18 protein-coding genes are annotated in these 20,268 nt (G+C 73.1%); 9 read left to right on the plus strand and 9 right to left on the minus strand.

What is annotated here, in order from left to right; translation table 11 throughout:
- Positions 1-14: 14 nt before the first annotated feature.
- The 4 genes from BJY16_RS20095 to BJY16_RS20110 form a co-directional block, all read right to left on the minus strand.
- Positions 15-590 (minus strand): hypothetical protein, encoded by a 576-nt coding sequence (locus BJY16_RS20095; protein ID WP_185041132.1) that lies wholly within the window; start codon positions 588-590, stop codon positions 15-17.
- Positions 587-2,827: a hypothetical protein gene (locus tag BJY16_RS20100; protein ID WP_221502004.1), complete on the minus strand. Its 2,241-nt coding sequence runs from the start codon at positions 2,825-2,827 to the stop codon at positions 587-589. The genes BJY16_RS20095 and BJY16_RS20100 overlap by 4 nt, the downstream gene beginning before the upstream one ends.
- Before the next feature lie 177 nt (positions 2,828-3,004).
- Complete coding sequence (locus tag BJY16_RS20105) at positions 3,005-4,204, minus strand: MFS transporter (RefSeq protein ID WP_185041133.1); 1,200 nt, start codon at positions 4,202-4,204, stop codon at positions 3,005-3,007.
- 112 nt (positions 4,205-4,316) lie between these two features.
- Complete coding sequence (locus BJY16_RS20110) at positions 4,317-5,249, minus strand: LysR family transcriptional regulator (protein ID WP_185041134.1); 933 nt, start codon at positions 5,247-5,249, stop codon at positions 4,317-4,319.
- Between the two features lie 110 nt (positions 5,250-5,359).
- Here BJY16_RS20110 and BJY16_RS20115 point away from each other — a divergent pair, with 110 nt between their 5' ends.
- From BJY16_RS20115 to BJY16_RS20135, 5 genes are read left to right on the plus strand one after another with little or no spacing between them, the layout of a single operon-like run.
- A complete protein-coding gene (locus BJY16_RS20115; RefSeq protein WP_185041135.1) occupies positions 5,360-6,490 on the plus strand; it encodes an FAD-dependent monooxygenase in 1,131 nt (376 codons plus the stop codon).
- A 16-nt stretch (positions 6,491-6,506) separates the two neighbouring features.
- Positions 6,507-7,448: a VOC family protein gene (locus BJY16_RS20120; protein WP_185041136.1), complete on the plus strand. Its 942-nt coding sequence runs from the start codon at positions 6,507-6,509 to the stop codon at positions 7,446-7,448.
- 2 nt (positions 7,449-7,450) lie between these two features.
- Positions 7,451-8,368, plus strand: coding sequence for a fumarylacetoacetate hydrolase family protein (locus BJY16_RS20125; RefSeq protein WP_185041137.1), 918 nt, complete (start codon positions 7,451-7,453; stop codon positions 8,366-8,368).
- Between the two features lie 7 nt (positions 8,369-8,375).
- Positions 8,376-9,512 carry an alpha/beta hydrolase family protein gene (locus tag BJY16_RS20130; RefSeq protein WP_185041138.1) on the plus strand — a complete coding sequence of 379 codons (1,137 nt, stop codon included), beginning with the start codon at positions 8,376-8,378 and terminating at the stop codon, positions 9,510-9,512.
- Positions 9,509-10,474, plus strand: a complete 966-nt coding sequence (locus BJY16_RS20135; protein ID WP_185041139.1) for a cyclase family protein — start codon at positions 9,509-9,511, stop codon at positions 10,472-10,474. Before BJY16_RS20130 ends, BJY16_RS20135 begins: the two co-directional genes overlap by 4 nt.
- Before the next feature lie 6 nt (positions 10,475-10,480).
- Here BJY16_RS20135 and BJY16_RS20140 read toward each other — a convergent pair whose 3' ends face one another.
- The 3 genes from BJY16_RS20140 to BJY16_RS20150 form a co-directional block, all read right to left on the minus strand.
- Positions 10,481-12,307, minus strand: a complete 1,827-nt coding sequence (locus BJY16_RS20140; RefSeq protein WP_185041140.1) for a caspase, EACC1-associated type — start codon at positions 12,305-12,307, stop codon at positions 10,481-10,483.
- Between the two features lies 1 nt (position 12,308).
- Positions 12,309-12,689, minus strand: coding sequence for an effector-associated constant component EACC1 (locus BJY16_RS20145; protein WP_185041141.1), 381 nt, complete (start codon positions 12,687-12,689; stop codon positions 12,309-12,311).
- An 84-nt stretch (positions 12,690-12,773) separates the two neighbouring features.
- Positions 12,774-13,085, minus strand: coding sequence for a DUF3817 domain-containing protein (locus BJY16_RS20150; protein WP_185041142.1), 312 nt, complete (start codon positions 13,083-13,085; stop codon positions 12,774-12,776).
- Between the two features lie 119 nt (positions 13,086-13,204).
- Here BJY16_RS20150 and BJY16_RS20155 point away from each other — a divergent pair, with 119 nt between their 5' ends.
- A complete protein-coding gene (locus tag BJY16_RS20155; RefSeq protein WP_185041143.1) occupies positions 13,205-13,753 on the plus strand; it encodes a hemerythrin domain-containing protein in 549 nt (182 codons plus the stop codon).
- A gap of 108 nt (positions 13,754-13,861) precedes the next feature.
- On the plus strand, positions 13,862-14,050 hold the full coding sequence (locus BJY16_RS20160) for a hypothetical protein (RefSeq protein ID WP_239177570.1): 189 nt from the start codon (positions 13,862-13,864) through the stop codon (positions 14,048-14,050).
- Here BJY16_RS20160 and BJY16_RS20165 read toward each other — a convergent pair.
- Positions 14,016-14,804 carry an SAM-dependent methyltransferase gene (locus BJY16_RS20165; RefSeq protein ID WP_185041144.1) on the minus strand — a complete coding sequence of 263 codons (789 nt, stop codon included), beginning with the start codon at positions 14,802-14,804 and terminating at the stop codon, positions 14,016-14,018. The genes BJY16_RS20160 and BJY16_RS20165 overlap by 35 nt on opposite strands.
- Positions 14,805-14,869: 65 nt before the next feature.
- Between BJY16_RS20165 and BJY16_RS20170 the strand changes: the two genes are divergently transcribed.
- Positions 14,870-17,179 (plus strand): PAS domain S-box protein, encoded by a 2,310-nt coding sequence (locus tag BJY16_RS20170; protein ID WP_307835809.1) that lies wholly within the window; start codon positions 14,870-14,872, stop codon positions 17,177-17,179.
- Between the two features lie 36 nt (positions 17,180-17,215).
- Positions 17,216-19,249: a glycoside hydrolase family 15 protein gene (locus BJY16_RS20175; RefSeq protein WP_185041145.1), complete on the plus strand. Its 2,034-nt coding sequence runs from the start codon at positions 17,216-17,218 to the stop codon at positions 19,247-19,249.
- On the opposite strand, the gene BJY16_RS20180 is transcribed toward BJY16_RS20175, so the two are convergent.
- On the minus strand, positions 19,213-19,836 hold the full coding sequence (locus BJY16_RS20180) for an excalibur calcium-binding domain-containing protein (RefSeq protein ID WP_203759078.1): 624 nt from the start codon (positions 19,834-19,836) through the stop codon (positions 19,213-19,215). The two genes, BJY16_RS20175 and BJY16_RS20180, sit on opposite strands and share 37 nt — an antisense overlap.
- Positions 19,837-20,268: the final 432 nt, after the last annotated feature.

Genomic DNA, 20,268 nt, shown 5'->3' on the forward strand with positions numbered 1-20,268 from the left:
GGGACGGGCCGGCTTCATCGCAGCGGGATCGGCCGGCTGAACCGGATCTCGGCGGGCATGTCCACCGCGCCCTCCCGGCGCGCCACCTGCTGACCGGCCAGCTCCAGGGTGCCGGCGCACTCCCAGGTGCCGGCCCGGAGCGCGGTGAGCGCGCCGTCGGCCACCACGGCGACCAGGCCGCGCAGCTGGAACTCGAGCAGCGCGCGCATCCCGACGGTGGCGACCGGCAGGTCGGCCAGGTGCACCTCGACGGCCGGCCGGTAGTCCACCGACGCGGTGTGCGAGGCCATCTCGACCAGCTCCCGGCCGCCCGGGTTGGCCAGGCTCTTCGCGGCCGCGTCGGTCAGCGCGGTGTACCGGTTCCAGCCCTCGTCGAGCAGGTCGGTCACGCCCATCTCGAGGATCCCGTCGGCCACCTTGCCGACCTCGGCGAGCACGGCGTCCTTGCCGGCCGCCGGCATCCGGCCGAGACCGTCACGGATCTCGCCGGCGGCCGCGCCGCTGCGGACGGCTTTGGTCATCGCGGCGACCGCGTCGCCCGGGCTGTCGAAGAACAGGGCCCGGACCGACGGGCCCCCGGTCTCGGTCATGGTGGCTCCTCGGGAGTGCGGACAGCGGGCGGTGGCCGCCGGACGATCAGCCGGATCAGCCGGCGCGGGGCGGTGTCCGGGTCGGCCAGGGCCACCGGCACCGGTCCGGCCGGCGGCACGGCGAGCACGGCGACCCCGTCCGGCAGCCGGGTGTCGTCGCCGCCCGGCGTGCGGCGCAACCGGTCGGACAGTCGGCGCAGCAGCGCCCGGCCGCCGATCAGGACGACGCCGAAAGCCGCGACCGCGCCGACCCGCCAGGCCACGCCCAGGGCCTTCTGCCACCACGACCGCGGCTCGTCGTCGCCGGCCAGCACGCCGATGCTGGTCCGGCCGTCGGCGGTCGCGGTGCCGGCGTCCCCGGCGTAGCTGACCTGCCAGAGCAGGGTCGCGGTGCCGGGCGGCGCCCGGTCCGGGACCACCACGTCGGTGATCCAGCCCTCGGCGGTGCTGGTGCACGCGGCCAGCACCCCGCCGGGCGCGATGCCGGCGTTGCACCCGGTGATCGCCGGCCCGCCGGCGTAGGACCGGTGGGTGACCCGGACGTGTTCGCCGGGCCGCACCGAAGCCGGCTCGACCGCCGCGCCGAACTGCGGCACCACCGGATCGCCGCCGAGCACCCGGTAGGCGATGGTGCCCTGGCCGGGGCCGGTGGCCGAATCGACGTCCCAGAGCAGCGGCAGGTCGCCCGGGTCGGCGTCGTCCGGGACGGTCAGCGTGGCGGTCCACCGGCCGCCGTTCACGTCGCAGGGCTGGGCTCGGGTCCCGCCGAAGCCGGCCCGGCAGCCGGTGATGGTGGTCGCCGGGGTGACCGCGGTGACGGTGAGGCGTACCGGCCGGCCGGGCCGGGCCGCCTCCGGGCTGGTGCGCGCCACGAACTCCGGGGCCGGTGCGTCGGTGGTCGTGGTCGGGAGCGGGATCGGTGCGTCGGTGGTCGTGGTCGGGAGCGGGGTCGGTGTCTCTCGCGACGGCCGGGGGGTGGGCGGTGACGTGGGTGAGGCGAGCACCTCGAAGGGCAGGTCGCCGTTGTCCGGGGCGGGCTTCCCGGCCTTGTTCACCGCGGCGACGCCCCAGCGCAGCAGGGTCGCGCCGGGCGAGGCGCCCTCCGGCACGTGGGTGCGGATCAGCCACCGTTCCTCGGTGGCCTGGCCCTTGTCGCCGTCGTCGTTCGGGAAGAACGCGAGGCAGCCGACGATGGTGAGATCCGGCTCGGCCGGTTCGATGGTCAGCGTGACCTCCTGACCCGGGTAGCCGCTGCCGGGTTGCGAGGTCACGGTGAAGCGCACCGGGATCGCGACCACCTCGACGGTGAGGGTGCCGCCGTCGTCGCCCGGCTCCTCGTGCGGCCGGGCGCTCCGGTAGGTCAGGGTCCACGGGATCGACAGGACGCTGCCGACCGGCGCGTCCGGTGGGACCATCACCATCGCGGTGTGCGCGGCGCTGCAGGGCGCCTCGCCGTGATAGGTGATGCCGCAGGTGTCGATGTCGACGCCGGTGGTGCCGCTGCGGAAGGTGACGACCAGCGGCAGGCCCGGCTGCGCGGTCGAGGGCGACACGTCGAAGGCCGGAGGTGGGAAGGGCACCCAGACCGTCAGCGAGCTGCGTTTCTGATCGATCGGCTGTCCGTCGGGTCCTTCCAGGGTCACGAACCATGTCACGGTCCGCTCCTCGCCGCGCGGGAGGTCCTCCGGCACCACGACGCGGATCGCCTTCGAGGTGGCCGGCTCCTTGTCGCATCCGCCGGTGACCTTGGCGATGGTGGCCCAGCAGGTGCCGATCCGGGCGTCGCCACCGGAGATCGAGAAGGTGACGTCGAGTGGCTGTCCCGGCGTCACCACCTCGGGATCGGCCGTCACCTCGAGTCGCAGGACGGCGAACGGAACGACGTCGGTCTCCGATTCGTGGTTCTCGTAGAACGCCTCCCAGTGGAGTTCGCCGCGCTCCGGAACCTCGAGCTCGACCGTGAACGGGGCTTTGTCGGGACATTTCTCCTTGTCCTGCCCGTCGAAATAGACGACGCAGCCGGTCAGCTCCCAGGGGTCCGCGGCCTTGCCGCCGTCGGGGTCCGCGACGTCGATGCCGCCGCGGCCGGAGACCGTGACGGTGATCGAGCGGCCGGGCAACGCCTGATCGGGCGTCGCCCGGGCGTCGGAGTGCGGCGCCCGCGGGGCGACCGCGACCGGACCGGCCGGCTCCCGCTGGGTGACCGCGGCCGGCGCGCATCCGAGAAGAACCACCACGCAGGCCAACCAGCGTGTGGCGAAGGCCCTCACCCTCGCCACACTGGGCCTCGCGGCCCGGCCGGTCAGTCATGTCATGGACAGCTCGGCGGCCGGCGGCGTGCTGATGGTGCGCAGCCGGACCCGGCCGCATCGCCGGTCCGCCCGACGGTGCCCGGCCGGACCCGGGCCGCGTCCTCAGTCCGCGGTGACGTTCAGCGCGGCGGCCGAGCGCGGGACGATCCACAGCGTCGCGGCGGCCAGCACCGCGGTCGCCACGCCGAGCACCCCGAGGGCCGGGCGCAGGCCGCCGACGCCGGCGCTCAGCCCGTTGATCAGCACCGGGGAGAGGAACTCGCCGACGAACAGGGTGCCGGTCCACAGGCCGGTGCCCCGGCCGCGCTCGGAGAAGCTGAGACTGTTGGTCGCCCAGGTGAGCAGTGTGGGCAGCAGCAGGCCGGTGCCGGCGCCGGTCAGCACCGCGCCGGCGGTGATCACCGGGACCGCGTCGGTGGCCGCGATGACCAGGAAGCCGAGGGCGGCCAGTCCGAACGCGACCGGCAGCAGCTGGCGCGGGGTGCGGGCGGAGAGCTTGGCGAACGAGCCGGCCGCGACCGCGGTGGCGAGCGACATCAGCGCGCTCAGCGCCCCGATCGTCGCGGTCTCGGTGACCCCGGCCTCGTCCAGCACGAAGGACAGCTCGACGATCAGCGCGTAGAAGACGATGCCACCGGCCAGGGTGACCAGGCACGGGGTGCGCAGCCGCCGCCAGGGCAGCGACGGCAGCTCCGGCTTCGCCCCGGCCGGCCGGTCGGCGGCGACCGGCTGCCAGATCAGCAGCGCCATCGGGACGGCCAGCACCAGCGCCACGGTGTAGAGCCAGAACGGGGCCCGCCAGCCGGACGCGCCGATCGCGCCGCCCAGCCCCAGGAAGACCGTTGCGGAGACCGAGGCGAGCAGCGTCTGCAGGCCGAGGTAGCGGCTGCGCCGCCGGCCCGACCAGTAGTCCGCGATCAGCGTGGTGCAGCAGGTCATGATCGCCGCCTCGCAGAGTCCGACCAGGACCCGGGAGCCGATGATGGCCGGCAGCGAGTCCAGGTGGAGCGGGGCGGTGCCGCTGATCGCGTACCCGATCAGCGCGGCGATCAGAAGTCGCTTGCGGTCCAGCGCGTCCACGACGAACCCGGCGAACGGCGCGGTCAGCCCGATCACCAGGGCCGGCACCGTGAGCACGATCGGGACCAGCACGTCGGCGCCGGCGACCCCGGCGAAGTGGTCGGTCATCTGCGGCAGGACCGGCGCGATCAGCACCGCGCCGAGGACCGACAGGCAGCTGCCGGCGAGTAGCAGGACCAGCTGACCGGCGCCGGCGCGGCGCAGGGTGGCGGCTTCGGGCATGGGGAGCCTTCCGGAGGAGGAGGCGCCAGGGAGTTCGGGTCACATCCGGCGGTGCTGAACTATGGTCAGACTTCGCCCCATCACGGAAGCCCGGATCCGCTGATGACCGGTATCAGCGAGGCTGATGGCGCAGCGTGGCCGCGGCGGTCACGATCAGCTCGCGGAACCAGGTGTGCGCCGGGTCGGTGCGGTACATCGGGTTCCACCAGAACGCCTCGGCCACCGGGACCACGTCGAACGGGCAGTCGAAGATCCGCACCCCGGCGACCGGGCCGAGCAGCCGGGCCAGCCGCTCCTGGATCAGCGCGATCCGCCGGGTGCCGGCGACCAGGAACGGCATCTGCACGAAACCGTCCACCGCGGCGTCCACCCGCGCCTCGATGCCGAGCATCCGCAGCTGCCGGGCGGCCGGGGCGAACGCGGTCGGCCGGTCCACATACATCACCCAGGGCAGCGCGCTCAGGTGCTCCAGGGTCAGCGCGTCGCCGACCTCGGGGTGATCGGCGGACACGATGCAGACCCAGCGGTCCTCGAACAGGTCCAGATAGGGCAGGTCGGTGACGAAGCCGTGCGGCACGATCAGGCCGTCCGCGGCGCGGAGGGTGGCCTCGGCGTGATCCACCGCGTACGGCGAGGTCTGCTCCAGCCGTAACCGGACGCCGGGCGCCAGCCGGGCGATCTCCCGGGCCACCAGCGGTCCCAGGACGGTCGCCGCGTAGTCCGAGATGACCAGGGTGAACTCGCGGTCGAGCCGGGACGGGTCGAACTCCGCGGTGGCGTCGAAGACCCGGCGCACCCCGGCCAGGGCCGGCCCGGTCAGCACCGCGACCCGGGCGGCGAGCGGGGTCAGCTCGTACCGGTTGCCGACCCGGGTGAGCAGCGGATCGCCGAAGTGCCGGCGCAGCCGGGCGAGCGCGCCGCTGACCGCCGGCTGGCTCACCCCGAGGTGCTCCGAGGTGCGGGTCACGTTCCGCTCGCGGAGCAGCGCGTCCAGCGTGACCAGCAGATTGAGATCGAGGTTGGCCAGCACCCGGTCCACCGCCATGCCGCCACTATAAGCCTGGCCGATGGCTGGCATCACCAAGTCGAGCTTCCGTAATAACGCCGGCTCACGCGACAGTGGTCGCAGTCACACGAAACGGGAGGGAAACCGCCGTGCCAGCAGTTCGTAACGTTCTGGTCGTCGGGGGCGGCGCCGCCGGTGCCGCCGCCGCGATCCTGCTCGCCGAGGGTGGCGTCGCGGTCGACCTCATCGACCTGAAACCCGACGTCGCCGCGCTCGGCTCCGGGATCACGCTGCAGGGCAACGCGCTGCGGGTGCTGCGGCGGCTCGGCGTCTGGGACCGGATCCGCACCGAGGGCTACCCGTTCGACACCCTCGGGCTGCGCGCCCCGGACCCGGCCGGCACGCTGATCGCCGAGCTCACCGACATCCGCACCGGCGGCCCGGACCTGCCGGCCACGCTCGGCATGTACCGCCCGACGTTCGCCGGGATCCTGATCAAGCGGGCGGCGGAGGTCGGCGTAGCGGTCCGCTTCGGGACGCAGCCGAGCGCGCTGGCGCAGGACGGCGATGCCGTCACGGTGACCTTCGAGCACGGTCGGACGAGACGGTACGACCTGGTCATCGGCGCCGACGGCCTGCGTTCCTGGACCCGCCGCGCGATCGGCATCGACGGCGAGCCGCAGCCGGTGGGCATGGGCATCTGGCGCACCTTCACCCGCCGTCCGGCATCGATCACCCGGACCGACCTGTTCTACGGCGGTCCCGCCTACCTCGCCGGGTACTGCCCGACCGGGCCGGACAGCATCTACGCCTACCTGGTGGAGCAGGCGCAGGACCGGTTCAGCCTCACCCCCGACGAGGCTCTCACCACGATGCGCGAGCTGTCCCGGGCGTACCACGGGCCGTGGGACGAGATCCGCGAGCAGCTGACCGACCCGAGCCGGGTCAACTACACCGCGTTCGAGAGCCACGTGCTGGACGGGCCGTGGCACCGGGACCGGGTCGTGGTGATCGGCGACGCCGCGCACAGCTGCCCGCCGACCCTGGCCCAGGGCGCCGCCCAGGCCCTGGAGGACGCGTCCGTGCTCGCCGAACTGCTGCTGCGCGACAACGCGGTCACCGACGACCTGTGGACCGAGTTCACCGCGCGCCGCCTGCCGCGCGCCACGGAGGTCGTCGAGGCCTCCCTGCAACTGTGCCGCTGGCTGCTGGCCCACGAGCGCGGCGACGTCCCCGGGCTGATGGCCCGGATCTCGCACCTCGTCGCCGAGCCCGCCTGATCCTCCGGAGAGAGACATGACCGACGAACGACTGATCACCCACCTGCGGCACGTCGACCTGGCGGTGCCGGACTACGACAGGCAGCTCGCGTTCTACACCGAGATGTGGGGCCTGGACGCGGAGACCACCGACGAGGGCATCGCGTTCCTGGCCGCGGCCGGCTCGCCGGAACAGTACTCGGTGCGGCTGCGCAAGGCCGCCGAGAAGCGGCTCGACCTGATCGCCTTCGGCGCCGCGAACCGGGCCGACGTGACCGCGCTGGCCGAGCGGCTCGGCCGGGCCGGGGTCAAGCTGGTCAGCGAGCCGGACACGCTGCCGACCCCGGGCGGCGGGTACGGCTTCCGCTTCTTCGACCTGGACGGCCGTACCGTCGAAGTGTCCTGTGACGTCGAGGTCCGCAAGCACCGGAAACTCGAGGAGGGCGAGTCGGTCCCGGTCAAGCTGTCGCACGTGGTGATCAACTCGCCGAACCCGGAGGCGACCGTCGCCTTCTACAACGACCACCTGAACTTCGCGCTCTCCGACACCCTGATGCACCCGCGGATGGGCTCGATGATGTGGTTCCTGCGCACCAACAAGTGGCACCACAGCCTGGCGATCGCCCGCGGCCCGCACGTGTCGCTGCACCACGCGTCGTTCGAGATGCGCGGCGTCGACGAGTACATGCGCGGCACCGGCCGGCTGCTGCGCGGCGGCGTGGAGAAGGTCTGGGGGCCGGGCCGGCACATGGCCGGGAACAACACCTTCAGCTACTTCCTCGACCCGCACGGCAACACCATCGAGTACACCACCGAGCTGGAGGAACTCGACGAGGACACCTGGCACCCGCACCTGTACGACTTCTCCGACCCGATGGTCAGCGACCAGTGGGGGACGGCGAACCCGATGAACGAGTTCGTCGCCAAGCAGTCGTTCAACGACGTGGACCGCGGCATCTTCGTCGCGCCGCCGGTCTGAGCATGAAGATCGCCACTTATCGCGAGGGATCCGGCATGAGGTCGGGTGTGGTCCGGGGCGAGATGATCTTTCCGTTCCTGGGCGGCGTCGATGTGCTGCACGTGATCCAGAACGGTCCGGCCGGAGTCGCCGAGACCGGCGTCCCGCTGGCCGAGGTGCGCCTGGTGGCGCCCCTGCGGCCCGCTTCGGTACGGGACTTCGTCGCCTTCGAGGAGCACGTCGAGGGGGTCCGGCGCAGCGTCGACGGCTCCGCCGGGGTGCCCGAGGCCTGGTACGACGCGCCGACCTTCTACTTCACCAACCCGCACGCGATCTACGGGCCGGGCGACGACATCCCGTTCCCGGCGGCGTCGGTGGCCCGCGACTTCGAGCTGGAGGTCGCCGCGATCGCCGGCCCCGGCGGGACCGTCTTCGGGTACACGATCTTCAACGACTTCTCGGCGCGGGACCTGCAGAGCCGGGAGATGAAGGTCGGCCTGGGGCCGGCCAAGGGCAAGGACTTCGCGTCGAGCCTCGGGCCGTGGATCGTCACGGCGGACGAGCTGGAGCCGTACCAGAAGGACGGTTTTCTCGATCTCTGGTGCTCGGCGTCGGTGAACGGTGTCGAGGTGGGGCGCGACCTGCTCAGCAACATGGGCTGGACGTTCGAGACGATGCTCGCCTACGCCGCGCGGGACAGCGTGGTGCGGCCCGGCGACGTGCTCGGGTCGGGGACCGTGGGCAACGGTGGCTGCCTGGCCGAGCTGTGGGGCCGCACCGGGTCACTGACGCCGCCCCCGTTGCGGGACGGCGACGAGGTGACGTTGACCGTCGAGGGCATCGGCAGCCTCACCAATCGCATCATCTCCGGACCTGACGGCGGCGCGTTGCCGCCGGTCCGCCGCCGCGACGCGGCGAAAGCCCGCGCAGAAAGGCAGTGAACCCCCGATGTTCGAGTACTTCCCCGGCAACTACGTCTGGAACCTGGGCGTGGTCGCCACCCTGAACAGCGGCGGCCTGATCGACGAGGTCGACCGCGCCTGCCGCCCGATCCGCGAGCTGGGCGCGCGGGGCGCCGACGTCGGGACCAAGGAGTTCATGGCCTCCTGGGCGGCGGTCGCCGAGGATCTGGCCACCCAGGCGGCCGCCGACGAGGCGGCCGGCCACCGGCGCACCGCCGGGCAGAAGTACCTGCGCGCCACCAACTACCTGGCCCAGGCCGAGCGGATGCAGAGCGCCAAGCAGCCGGACCGCAACGTCTTCTACCGCCGCTGCCTGGAGTTGCAGCAGAAGGCGTTCGACCTGATCGACCCGGCGACCACCCGGGTGGCGATCCCGTTCGAGGGGGCGCTGCTCCCGGCGTACTTCAAGAAGGCGGGCGAGCACGCCCCGGTGATCATCATGTTCAACGGGCTGGACTCGACCAAGGAGCACATGTACTCCTCGGGCTTCCCGCAGGAGATGGCCGCCCGCGGCATCTCCACGCTGATGGTGGACACGCCGGGCAGCGGCGAGGCGCTCCGGCTGCTCGGCCTGACCAGCCGGGTCGAGTCCGAGGACTGGGCCCGGGCCTGCGTCGACTACCTGCTGACCCGGGACGACGTGGTGACCGACAAGATCGGCCTGGTCGGCTGGTCGCTGGGCGGCTACTACGCGCCGCGGGCCGCCGCCTTCGAGAAGCGGCTCGCGCTCTGCGTGGCCTGGGGCGCCAACCACGACTGGGGCGCGGTGCAGAAGCGCCGGCTGGAGCGCGAGGGGGAGAACCCGGTCCCGCACTACTGGGACCACGTGCTCTGGGTGTGGGGCGAGACCGACCTGGACACCTTCATCAGACGAGCGGAGGCGGTGAACCTCAACGGCGTGGTCGACAAGATCACCGTGCCGTTCCTGGTCGCGCACGGCGAGAACGACCGGCAGATCCCGCTGAAGTACGCGCACGACTCCTACCAGCAGGCGGTCAACGCGCCGCGCCGGGACCTGCGGATCTTCACGGCCGCCGAGGGCGGGGCCGAGCACATCGGGCTCGACCACTTCGCGCACGTGCAGACCTTCATCGCCGACTGGATCACGGACGTGCTCGGATGATCGACCGGACGGATCCGGAGAGGGCGATCGCCGCGGCCGCGCAACGGTGCTCCAACTGGGGGCGCTGGGGTGCGGAGGACGTACAGGGAACCATGAACTTCCTGACCCCGGCGCACCGCGCGCGGGCGGCGGCCCTGGTCCGCCGCGGGGTCTCCTTCTCGCTGGCGCAGTCCTTCGACGCGAACGGACCGCAGAAGGGCTGGCGGCGGCGCACCAACCCGGTGCACACGATGCTGGACACCGGCACCGACGCGGTCGCCGGCGTGCAGGGCTTCCCGCACGGGATCGGCGGCGCCGACGACGTCATCGCGATGCCGCTGCAGTGCTCGACCCAGTGGGACGGGCTCGGCCACATCTTCGACCACGGCCACGCCTGGAACGGGCGCCCGGCGGACCGGGTGGTGACCAGCCTCGGCGACGGCGTCACCGGCATCCAGACGGTGGCCTCGGTGATCGCCGGGCGCGGCGTGCTGCTCGACGTCGGGCGCGCGCTCGGCACCGACGGCGAGCTGCCCGATGGCTTCGCCATCACCGAGGAGCACCTGCTGGCCACGATCGCCGCTCAGGGCGCGACGTCCGCGGTCGGTCAGGGAGACCTCGTTCTGGTACGGACGGGGCAGCTCTCCCGGGTGCGCCGGGACGGGTGGGGCGACTATGCCGGTGGCGCCGCCCCGGGGTTGTCGTTCACGACCGCGGACTGGCTGCACCGCACCGAGATCGCCGCGATCGCCACCGACACCTGGGGCTTCGAGGTCCGGCCCAACGAGTTCGACGACGCGTTCCAGCCGCTGCACCAGGTGGCGATCCCGCACATCGGCCTCTTCCTGGGCGAGATGTGGGATCCGGACGAGCTGGCCGCGGACTGCGCGGCGGACGGCGTCTACGAGTTCTGGCTGACCGCCGCGCCGCTCCCGATCACCGGCGCGGTCGGCAGCCCGGTCAACCCGATCGCGGTCAAATGACCGTGCTCAGGCGTCGTCGTCGTCGAGGTCCCGGCCCAGCCGGGCCTCGACCGCCTGCGGCTCATAGGTCTCCTCCATGATCCGCAGATAGATCTCGTTCGGGGTGGGCACGTAGCGGAATCGCCGGGCCGGGAACATGCCCTGATAGATCGTCATCGTCCCCCAGTTGCCCAGCTGCCCCAGGGCCGACTGGCGGAACCTGAGGTCGGTGGCCCGCAGCAGTGGGACCGCGGTGACCCGGCGGCGCAGCAGGCCCCGGACCAGCATGATCCGTTTGTTGGTGAGTACCACCCGGGCGAACGGCCAGTTGAGCTGCTGGCGGAGCCCGAGGACGGCGATCGCGATCAGCAGCCACATCAGCACGGTGGCGCGCGGCACACCGTGCACGGCAGGCGGGATGTCGAACGGCACCCAGTCCGGCAGCGGGCGGGCGAGCAGGGCCTCGGTCTCCGCCTTCTTGACGTGGGCGAGCAGGGCGCCGGCGGCCGCCACGCCGGTGAGAGCGATCGCTCGGAACAGGTAGATCTTGTGACGCCGCCACTCGCCGCGGTAGCGCTCGGTCGGGAACAGGTAGCGGGCGACGAGCGTGGTCGGCTCGTCCTCGAGCGGCAGGACGCGGCGCGGACCGAAGACGCCTTGCGGGTCGGCGGCGTTCCGCAGGTCGGCGAACTCCTCGAAGTCGATCTCCGGAGCCTCGTCCCGGCCGTCGCCGCCCGGATCACGTCGCTGCCAGGGCGGCGGCGGGGGATCGTCGAACAGGAAGTCGTCGTCGAACGCCGGGCCCGGCTCCGGCCCGGGCTCCGGCGCCCCGGTCGCCCCGCTCGGCTTCGGGCGAGGTTTCGGCAGCAGGGTGCCGGCCAGCGCGGCCAGCTCCCGGTCGACCCCGTCCACCTGGGCGCGCAGCGCCCGGCGGGCCGCCGCGGCGATCCCCGGGTGCTCATCGGTGACCAGGCGGCCGAGCATGGTCAGCGCGCTGCGCTGGATCTCCGGATCCTCGTCCGCCAGCAGCGCCACGATCCGGGACACCCGCTGCGAGCCCGGCTCGACGCCGACCGGGTTGCGGGCCAGCAGCAGCGCGGTCCCCTCGGCGGCCTTGATGGCCAGCTGTGGGTGCTGGCGGCCGGGCTGATGGCGGACCGTCCGGTAGGCGTACCGGTAGGCGTCCTCGACGCTGATCAGGCCGGTGCTCGCGGTGTCCGCCCGGCCGGTGACGATCCCCTCGACCAGGGCGGAGGTGAAGACCGAGCCGTCGATCGCGTCGCTCTCGATCCGCCGCTGCCGGGCCGACTCGGCCCGCCGGGACGCGGTCAGGATGAACCGGCCGGTCGGCAGGGCGGCCAGCATGTCCGGGTCGGTGTCGATCAGCACGCCGCCGGCCGGGCCCTTGTCGTAGGCGCCGCTGTTGCAGCAGTCCAGGATCACCACCTGGCGGTTGCACTCCGCGTCGTCGGACAGGGTGCGCAGGTACTTGGCCGACACCGAGCTGGACGGCAACAGGTCGAGATCGGTGTCCCGGGTGGCGAAGTACAGCCGGCCGTTGCCGTCCTTCACCCCGTGGCCGGAGAAGTAGATCAGCAGGAAGTCGTCCTGGTCGCCGGCGCTGAACACCTCGTCCAGCGCGCGGCTCACCTCGGCGGAGGTGGCGTCGCGCAGGGTGCTGACGGCGAACCCGCAGATGTCCGGGTCGCCGAGCATCGCCACCATCCGCTCCAGGTCGTGCGCCGGGGCGACCAGATCGATCAGCTCGTCGCTGTCGTACACCCCGTTGGCGATTACCAGCGCGCGCCGGCGCAGCGGCGGCAGCGGCGGGGACGGGACACGGGCGCCGTCCATCTCAGCTCCCGCGATGCCGATCGAGGAAGGCGTCGATGATCTTCTCCTGCTGCGCCGCGGTGGCGTTGTCCAGGATCAGCTCGTCGTCGCCGAGCCGGACCCGGATCGGATTGCGGGCCCGGCGCGCCCACTCGGCGGCCAGCCGGAGCAGGTCCACCAGCACCGGCATCGACGTGGTGGCGACGCCGACCCACTCCGCCACCGCCCCGGCATCCTTGCCGGGCAACTCGGCGGCGACCGGCGCGGCCGGCACGTCGAACGGCCGCAGCTCGCCCCGGAACCGGTCGGCGATGTCGCCGCGCAGCTCGCGGAGCAGGTCCTCGGCGCGGGCCGGGTCGCCGACCGCGGCGAACTGGAACAGCACTGCCGCATCACTGGTCACCCCGATGATCGTAGGGCGGAACCGGGCGGATGCCGATGATGATCAATGGCCGGCCCGGAACGGGTGGGCCGAACGGGCAGTGGGTCAGACGGTGACGGCGGCCGGCTCGGTGGACCGGCGGCGGGCCACCCAGCGCTCGAAGATCAGGGTGGTGAGCGGCGGGACCGACGCGGCCAGGGCGAACCCGGTGCGCCAGAACGACCAGCGCTCGGCGCGGGCGACCCACAGGGTGGCGGCCAGGTAGGCGACGAAGAGCGCGCCGTGCAGCCGGCCGAACAGCCACACCCCCGCGTCCGTGGTGTGCGAGACGTGCTTCAGATACATCCCCACCAGCAGACCGGTCCAGGAGAACGCCTCGGCGACCGCGGTCACCCGGAACACTCGGAACGCTTGCACCCGCCACCCCTTCGTTGTGGATCGAAAGCCGCACGGTATCCGGCCGATGTTGAGTGTTTCCTGGCAGACGGGGTATTTCCCGGCTCGCAACGTCAGCCTGACCAGGACGAGGGGGTCCCGTGCCGGACATCGTGGAGATCATCAAGGAGCAGCACCAGAAGGTCGACGAGCTGCTGGAGAAGGCCGCGTCGTCGGAGAACGACCAGCTGGCGATCCTCCAGGAGGTGGCGCGGATGCTGCTGCCGCACTCCGAGGCGGAGGAGGACTTCGTCTATCCGGCCATCCGCGCCAAGGCCGCCGAGACCGGCGACGAGGTGCGCGACGGGGTCGAGGAGCACCACCAGATCGAGGAGATGCTGCAGAACCTGCTCAACGGCAGCCCGGACGACCCGGGCTGGGACGGCACCCTCGCCGCGATCACCGGCGAGCTGCGGCACCACGTCGAGGAGGAGGAGCAGGACCTGCTGCCGGTCCTCGCCGACAAGCTGAGCGACGCCGAGCGCGAGGAGATGGGCCGCCGGTTCATCGAGGCGACCACCGGCGCGCTGCCCCAGCAGGACCACCCCACCACCCGCGAGGAGCTCTACGAGAAGGCCAAGGAGCAGCACATCCCGGGCCGCTCCAAGATGACCAAGGACGAGCTGGCGAAGGCGGTCAGCGAGGCGTGACGGCCTGCGTCCGGACGCCGATCCGCCGATACTGGTGGGGTGTCTGATCTTCTTCCGGCGCGGATGCGGCCGTGCCGTCGCTGCGGACATCCGACCCGGGTGGATCGGATGGTGCAGGGGTACGGCCGCAACTGCGCCGCCGCGCTCGGGCTGATCGGCGGCACGGTGGACACTGGCCACCGCGGCCCGGACCTGTTCGACCTGATGGAGCTGGAGCCGGAGGACGAGTGCGACGGCGGCGACCGCCCGGCCGACCTGGACCTCAGTCCCGGGCGATCCCGACGCCGGCCAGGGTGAGCAACCGGGCCGGGTCGCGGACCACCGGCTCCGCCGGGTCCGGGCGCCACTCCGGGCCGTAGACCAGCCCCGGCTCGACCAGCTCCCAGCCCTCGAAGAGACCCGCCACCTGCTCCCGGCTGCGCAGCGCCAGCGGTGTCCCGGTGCGGTTGTAGAGGTCGGCGACCCGCTCCACCGCGTGCGGGTCGGTGCCGCTGCTGGTGGCGTGCGAGATCGCCAGCAGGCTGCCCGGCGCGACCGCCGCCCGGTAGCCGCGCAGCGCCGCGGTCAGCCCGGGACTGTCCGGGGTGAAGTGCAGCACCGCGACCATCAGCACGGCGACCGGCCGGGACAGGTCCAGCACCTCCCGCAGCGGGTGCCCGGCCAGCACCGTCTCCGGGTCGCGCAGGTCGCCGCGGACCACCACGGCGTGCGGGTTCCCGGCGAGCAGGTCCTGGGCGTAGAGCACCGCGGTCGGATCGATGTCGACGTAGGCGATCCGGGCGGCCGGGTCGATCTGCTGCGCCACCTCGTGCACGTTGCCCTCGGTCGGGATGCCGGAGCCGAGGTCGAGGAACTGGTCGATGCCGAGGGACAGCGCGTACCGCACCGCGCGGTGCAGGAACGCGCGGTTCGCCCGGGCGATCCGCGGCAGGTCGGGCACCAGCTCGACGGCACGGGTGGCGACCACCCGGTCAGCGGCGAAGTTGTGCCGGCCGCCGAGGAAGGCGTCGTAGACGCGGGCCGCGCTGGGCCGGTTCGGGTCGATTCCCATAATCCACTTTTTACCCACTCAAACCGAAAAATCTGTGATTATCGTAGTTTGGGGGTGGAAGGGACGTGGTGGAGTCAGCTGACGCGCTGCCCGCGCTCTTGATTGACACCGCCCCGGACGCGGTCATCGTCTGCACCGCCGACGGCGCCATCACGATGGCCAACCGCCGGGCCCACGAGATGTTCGGCTACCCGCCCGGCGAGCTGGTCGGCCGACCCGTCGACTCGCTGGTGCCCGCCGAGGTCCGCGACAAACATCCCGGCCACCGCCGCCGCTACCTCTCCGGCGAGCATCCGCCGCTGCGCCGGTTGCCGCTGCGCGGGCTGCGCCGGGACGGTTCGGTCTTCGCCGTGGAGATCTCGCTCTCCGCGGTCCAGGCCGGCGACGGGCGGACGTACGTCACCTCGGTCCTGCGCGACGACACCGCGCAGCGCGAAGCGGCCCGGACCCGCGCCCTCCTCGCGTCCGTGGTCCAGTCGTCGCACGACGCGATCGTCACCACCGACCTCGACGGCCGGGTGCTGTCCTGGAACCACGGCGCCGAGCTGCTCTACGGGTTCAGCGCCGCGGACATGGTCGGCCAGCCGATCGACAAGATCATCCCGGCCGACCGGCAGGCTGACGAGGAGCAGATCCGCACGCTGATCCGGCTCGGCGGCCGGGTGGACCGCTACCGGGCCGCCCGGCTCACCGCGAGCGGCCAGGTGATCTCGGTCAACACGCTGATCTCCCCGCTGGTCGACGAGCGCGGCACGATGTTCGGCACCACCACCACGACCCGGGACATCACCGAGCGCGAGCGCGCCGAGGCCCGGGTCCAGGCGATCCTGGACGCCGCGCCGGACGCGCTGCTCGGCGTCGACGAGACCGGCTCGGTGGTGCTGGTCAACGCGGAGGCCGAGCGGCTGTTCGGGCATCCCCGGCACGACCTGATCCACACCGCGGCGGCCCGGCTGCTGCCGGACGGGCTGCCCCCGGTCTCCGCGGTGCTGCGCACCGGCGGCGGCTACACCCCGCTGGACACCGAGCGCGCCGAGGCCGGCGAGCAGCGCTGGGCCAAGCGACGGGCGATCCGCAGCGACGGCGCCGAACTGCCGGTGGACATCGCGTGCAGCGCGCTGCACACCGAGACCGGGGTGCTCGTGGTGGCCGCGGTCCGGGACATCACCGACCGGCTGGCCGCCGAGGCGGAGCGGCGCCGGCTGCGCGAGGAGACCGGCCGGCAGAAGCTGGAGGCCCGGATGCAGCAGGCGCAGCGCCTGGAGAGCCTGGGGCAGCTGGCCGGCGGCATCGCGCACGACTTCAACAACCTGCTCGCGGTGATCCTCAACTACGCGGCGTTCATCATCGAGGACGCGGCCGGCAGCGCCCCGGCCGCCGACGCCGAGCAGATCGCCCGGGCCGCCCGGCGCGGCAGCGACCTCACCCACCAGCTGCTCGCCTTCGCCCGGCGGGAGGTGATCCGGCCGCGGCCGCTGGACCTGAACACGGTGGTCACCGAGGTCCACCAGATGCTGGAACGGTCCCTCGGCGAGCACATCACCCTGACGGTACGCACCACCGCCGCCCTGCCCGCGGTGATGGCCGACCCCGGCCAGCTGGAGCAGGTGCTGGTCAACCTGGCGGTGAACGCCCGGGACGCGATGCCGACCGGCGGCCGGCTCACCATCGACACCGCCGAGGTCCGGGTCGACGAGGAGCACTCGGCCGCCCGGGCCGGCCTCAGTCCCGGCCGCTACCTGCGCCTGCGGATCTCGGACACCGGCACCGGGATGCCCAAGGAGGTGATCGACAAGGCGTTCGAGCCGTTCTTCACCACCAAGCCGAGCGGGCAGGGCACCGGGCTCGGGCTGGCCACCGTCTACGGCATCGTCACCCAGGCCGGCGGCACCGTGCAGATCTACTCCGAGCCGGGGATCGGCACTACCTTCACCATCCTGCTGCCGGTCACCGACGTGCGGGCGCAGGAGGCGGCCGTCGAGGAGTCGGTGGCCGGGCTGGCCGGGCACGGGGCGACCGTGCTGGTCGCCGAGGACGAGGACGCGCTGCGCGAGGTGACCAGCCGGATCCTGCGGCGCGGCGGGTACACCGTGCTGGCCGCGAACGGGGGCGAGGAGGCGCTGCGGCTGGCCGCCGAGAACCGGGTCGACGTGCTGCTCACCGACGTGATCATGCCGGGCATGCTGGGCAAGGACCTGGCGGACGCGATCACCACCCGGTACCCGCGGACCAGGGTGCTGTTCATGTCCGGTTACGCCCAGCCGGTGCTGACCAACCACGGGACCCTGGCGGCCGACGTGCACCTGCTGGAGAAGCCGTTCACCAGCGCCGAGTTGATGCGCGCTTTGCACGATGAGCTGCAAGCGAAACCGTGACGATTCATCGACGGTTGTCGGGGTAAGGGCGGGCGCATGGCGTACCGGAGAATCGGCCGCGGCCTGGCGGCGGCCCTGCTTGCCCTGCCCCCGCTGGCCGTCGCCGCCGCCGGCCCCGCCGTCGCCGCCGCCGATCCGGCCGCGGCTGACCAGTACCTTCCGGCGGACAAGACCGGCCTGGTGACCTCGGCCGGCACCGCCAGCAAGGTCTGGGCCACCGTGCAGAAGTCCGGTGGCCTCGGCGAGATCTTCTACCCCGACCTGGGGACGCCGAGCGTGCGCGCGCTGAGCTTCGTGGTCGCCGGCCCCTCCTCGGTCGAGACCAGGCTCGCCGACACGCGCAGCCTGAGCTTCACGCAGCGGCTGTCCGGCCGGTCCGGCCCATGGCAGATCCTGCTTCGGTACGCCACCGACCCGAACCGGGCGACGGTCCTCGTCGACGTGGAGTTCCGCGCGCCGAAGGGCTACCAGCTCCAGGTGGTCTACGACCCGGCGCTGGGCAACAGCCGGGGCGGCGACACCGGCAGCGTCGAGGGCGACGCCTTGCTGGCCGTGGACGGCGACGTGGCCAGCGCCCTGGTGGCGTCCCCGGGATTCCGCTCGGCCTCCAGCAGCGCCCCCGGCGACCTGGTGCAGACCGGCCGGCTCAGCGGCCGGCACACGACGCTCGCGCTCGCCTTCGGCCCGTCCACCGGCGCCGCCCTGGCCGACGCGCGGGCCGGTCTGCGGCGCGGCTTCGACCCGATCGCCCGGGACTACGCGTCCGGCTGGCACCGCTACCTGGCCGGCCTGAAGCGGCCGCCGGCGGTCGCCGACCGCACCCTCTGGCAGGTGTCCGCGATGGTCCTGGCGGCCAGCGAGGACAAGACGCACCGGGGCGCCTACGTGGCCGCGCCGGGCTCGCCGTGGGCGTTCGGGCGCGACGACCCGTCCGGGCCGTACCACCTGGTCTGGGCCCGCGACCTCTACCAGATCGGGACCGGGCTGCTGGCCGCCGGCGACCGGGCCGGGGCGGACCGGGCGCTCGACTACCTGTTCACCGTGCAGCAGAAGCCGGACGGGTCGTTCCCGCAGAACTCCCGGCTGGACGGCACCCCGGTCTGGGACGGCCTGCAGCTGGACGAGGTGGGGCTGCCCATCGTGCTCGCCTACCAGCTGGGCCGCACCGACCCGGCGACCTGGGCGCACGTCCGGCGGGCCGCCGACTTCCTGATCGGCTTCGAGCAGGACGGCAACCGGGCGCCGTGGAGCCCGCAGGACCGGTGGGAGAACCAGTCCGGGTACTCGCCGGCCACCATCGCGGCGGAGATCGCCGGGCTGGTCTGCGCCGCGTCGATCGCCGAGGCCAACCGGGACGCCGCGGCGGCCGCGCGCTACCTGGCGGTGGCCGACCGGTGGCGGGCCGCGGTCAAGGACTGGACGGTGACCAGCACCGGGCCGTACTCGGCGAAGCCGTACTTCCTGCGGCTGACCAAGGACGGCGAGCCGGACCGGGGCACCACCTACGACATCGGCGACAGCGGGCCGTCCGGGGTCGACCAGCGGAAGGTGGTCGACCCGGGCTTCCTGGAGCTGGTCCGGCTCGGCGTGCTGCCGGCCGCCGACCCGGTCTTCCGGGACTCGCTGCGGGTGGTCGACGAGCAGCTGGCCGCCGGGCCGTTCTGGCACCGGGCGTCCTTCGACGGGTACGGCGAGAAGGCCGACGGCAGCCAGTGGGACTATCCGCTGCCGGCCGACTCGCTGATCACCCGCGGCCGGGCCTGGCCGCTGCTGAACGGCGAACGCGGCGAGTACCTGCTGGCCGCCGGCTCACCGCGGGCGGCCCGGGCGCAGCTGGCCGTGCTGGCGAGCGCGGCCGGACCCAGCCGGATGCTGCCCGAGCAGGTGTGGGACCAGTTCCCGCCGTACCGCCCGCTGGGCACGCCGAGCACCTCGGCGACGCCGCTGGCCTGGACGCACGCGCAGTACCTGCGGCTCGCCGCGGACCTGGCCGCCGGCCGGGTGGTGGAGCAGCCGGCGGCCGTCGCGGAGCGTTACTCGCAGACCTCGCCGTCTTTGTCCCGGTCCTGATACCAGGCGTACTCGGGGTCGACACCCTCGCGGTACGGCCCGTACCCGTTGGCGTTCGCCTCGGCGCAGGTCCGGAACCGCGGATCGGTGCCCCCGCCACCGGTGTCGCCGCCCTCGTCCCCGGTGTCGTCGTCGGCCGGCTCGTCGTCGTCCGCCTCGCAGGCGACGCCGTCACCGTCCCGGTCCAGCGCCTTGCGGAAGCCGGGCTGGCCCTTGCGGATCTCGTCCAGCCCGGCGGCCGCGACCGCGTCGCAGTTCGCGTAGTAGACCGGCTTCGTGGTGGTCGGCTTCGGGGACGGCTTGGTGGTCCGCGGGGCGGCCGGGGCGGCCTTGGTGGTGGGGCTGGTGCCGGCCGCGCCGGTGGTCGGCGCCGCGGCCACCGGGTCGGTCGCCGGGGCGGTCGAGGCGTTGCCGGCGGCCTGCTGGGCGGCCGCGGTACCGCCCGGCTTGGCCGGCGTGTCCGGGCTGTCCGGGGCGAAGACCGCCACCCCGCACAGGCAGAGCCCGAGGGCGGCGATCACGCCCAGGGTGACCTTGTGCCAGGGCTTCCACTTCGAGGGCGGCTTGCCGACCGGCGGGTAGGGCATGGTCGGCGGATACTGCGGCGTCGTCCCCGGCGGCGCTCCGGGCGGCGTCCCGAAACCCGGCGGCGGTCCGGGCGGCGTGCCGTGACCCGGCGGCGCTCCGGGCGGCGTCCCGAACCCCGGTGGCGGTCCGAAGCCCGGGACCGGGGCGGTCGGCGGCCCGTAACCCCCGGCCGGCTGCGGCGCTCCGTGGCCCGCGGCCGGCTCCGGCGGCGGTCCGAACGGCGGCCCCGGCTCCGACGGGCGCGACCAGGGATCCTGTGGCGGTGGCAGACTCACAGCGAGAGCTTTGTGGCCGAAACCGAACATCGCCACCCGCTGATCGGATCGTCCCTGCCGATCGTGTTGACCCACTACCTGTCCGAACGGGCGAATCCGTCCGCGTAGTCCCGCGGCCCGGCCGGGAGGCCACCCTCCGGGCGGGCGGTGACGGTC

Origin of the sequence: Actinoplanes octamycinicus (assembly GCF_014205225.1) — a bacterium.
Classification (GTDB): domain Bacteria; phylum Actinomycetota; class Actinomycetes; order Mycobacteriales; family Micromonosporaceae; genus Actinoplanes; species Actinoplanes octamycinicus.

What these genes read in the sequence shown, in the direction of transcription:
- BJY16_RS20095 (WP_185041132.1), bottom strand. Translation starts at nt 590, where the DNA reads ATGACCGAGACCGGGGGCCCGTCGGTCCGGGCCCTGTTCTTCGACAGC.
- BJY16_RS20105 (WP_185041133.1), bottom strand. Translation starts at nt 4,204, where the DNA reads ATGCCCGAAGCCGCCACCCTGCGCCGCGCCGGCGCCGGTCAGCTGGTC.
- BJY16_RS20110 (WP_185041134.1), bottom strand. Translation starts at nt 5,249, where the DNA reads ATGGCGGTGGACCGGGTGCTGGCCAACCTCGATCTCAATCTGCTGGTC.
- BJY16_RS20120 (WP_185041136.1), top strand. Translation starts at nt 6,507, where the DNA reads ATGACCGACGAACGACTGATCACCCACCTGCGGCACGTCGACCTGGCG.
- BJY16_RS20125 (WP_185041137.1), top strand. Translation starts at nt 7,451, where the DNA reads ATGAAGATCGCCACTTATCGCGAGGGATCCGGCATGAGGTCGGGTGTG.
- BJY16_RS20130 (WP_185041138.1), top strand. Translation starts at nt 8,376, where the DNA reads ATGTTCGAGTACTTCCCCGGCAACTACGTCTGGAACCTGGGCGTGGTC.
- BJY16_RS20135 (WP_185041139.1), top strand. Translation starts at nt 9,509, where the DNA reads ATGATCGACCGGACGGATCCGGAGAGGGCGATCGCCGCGGCCGCGCAA.
- BJY16_RS20140 (WP_185041140.1), bottom strand. Translation starts at nt 12,307, where the DNA reads ATGGACGGCGCCCGTGTCCCGTCCCCGCCGCTGCCGCCGCTGCGCCGG.
- BJY16_RS20160 (WP_239177570.1), top strand. Translation starts at nt 13,862, where the DNA reads ATGGTGCAGGGGTACGGCCGCAACTGCGCCGCCGCGCTCGGGCTGATC.
- BJY16_RS20165 (WP_185041144.1), bottom strand. Translation starts at nt 14,804, where the DNA reads ATGGGAATCGACCCGAACCGGCCCAGCGCGGCCCGCGTCTACGACGCC.
- BJY16_RS20175 (WP_185041145.1), top strand. Translation starts at nt 17,216, where the DNA reads ATGGCGTACCGGAGAATCGGCCGCGGCCTGGCGGCGGCCCTGCTTGCC.
- BJY16_RS20180 (WP_203759078.1), bottom strand. Translation starts at nt 19,836, where the DNA reads ATGCCCTACCCGCCGGTCGGCAAGCCGCCCTCGAAGTGGAAGCCCTGG.